Genomic DNA, 1,157 nt, shown 5'->3' with positions numbered 1-1,157 from the left:
AGCTTCTTTTCACAAGAAAAGGCTTTTATAACTTCCAAAATTGATATTTCCTCCTTTCTTGATTCCCAAAGATTATTTTACGAAATAAAATTAGATTACCTTGAAAATTTAAAAGAAATTTTAAAGATAAGATCAAAGATTAAAAAATTAACAGGAGGTAAAATATGAGAAATTTTCTTTTGCTTTTTTTAATATTTTTGACTTTTCTTTCAAACTGCAAAAGGGAAGAGGAAAACCAAAGGAAGGTGAAATTAGGACACTTTTTACTCGTCCTATGCACCCTCAAATAATTGAGACAAAAAAGGGAGATTGTCCCATCTGTTATATGAAGTTAGTAGAAAGAAAAATGATTTTTAGAAACAATAGGTGGGAACCCTATGAGGAAGAAATTAAGGATAAACAGGGAATCAAAATATCTCCTCACAAGGAGCTTTTGATTGGTATTAAAAGGGATACCGTAAAGAAAAGAAATCTAACAAAAATTATAAGAACTTACGGTAAAATAGATTATGATGAAAGGAGAATTTTTGAAGTAAATCTAAAATTTGGCGGTTGGATAGAAAAACTCTATACAAACTTTGAGGGAAAATTTATTCAAAGGGATAGTAAACTCTTTGAAATTTACTCACCTGAACTTTACCAAAATTTTAATGAACTTCTTTTATCTATAGAAAAAGAAGATACCTCCCTTTTTAAAAACGTTAAACATAGGCTTTTACTTCTTGGTATTAGAGAATTCCAAATAGAAAAGATTGTTAAAGACAAAAGGGTAAGTCCAATTATAAGTTTTTATTCTCCCTATGAGGGCTTCATTATAGAGAAAAATATATTTGAAGGAATGAAAGTAGAACCAGGACTCCCCTTATTTAAAATAGTGGACCTTAAAAAAGTATGGATCTTAGGAGAAATATACGAGTATGAGGGAAGTCTAATTAAAGAAGGTTATGAAGTTCCTATAAGCTTTCTCTATAATCCAAATTTAACTCTTAAAGGAAAAGTAAAGTATATTTACCCTTACTTAAATCCTGAGAAAAGGACAAATAGAATTGTTATAGAGGTTTTAAATAAAGATTATCTGCTAAAGCCGAACAAATTTGTAAATTTAGAGATAAAAATAGATTATGGCGAGAAACTTGTAATACCATCAAGTTCAGTTA

At 28.9% G+C, this 1,157-nt stretch carries 1 protein-coding gene; it reads left to right on the top strand.

What is annotated here, in order from left to right; all coding sequences use genetic code 11:
* Nucleotides 1–325: 325 nt before the first annotated feature.
* On the top strand, nucleotides 326–1,157 hold an 832-nt coding region (locus ABDH49_05370), incomplete at its 3' end, for an efflux RND transporter periplasmic adaptor subunit (protein MEN3046392.1).

Source organism: Candidatus Hydrothermales bacterium, assembly GCA_039630235.1.
Taxonomy (GTDB): domain Bacteria; phylum Hydrothermota; class Hydrothermia; order Hydrothermales; family JAJRUZ01; genus JBCNVI01.
This window is presented reverse-complemented; position numbering and strand designations above follow the sequence as displayed.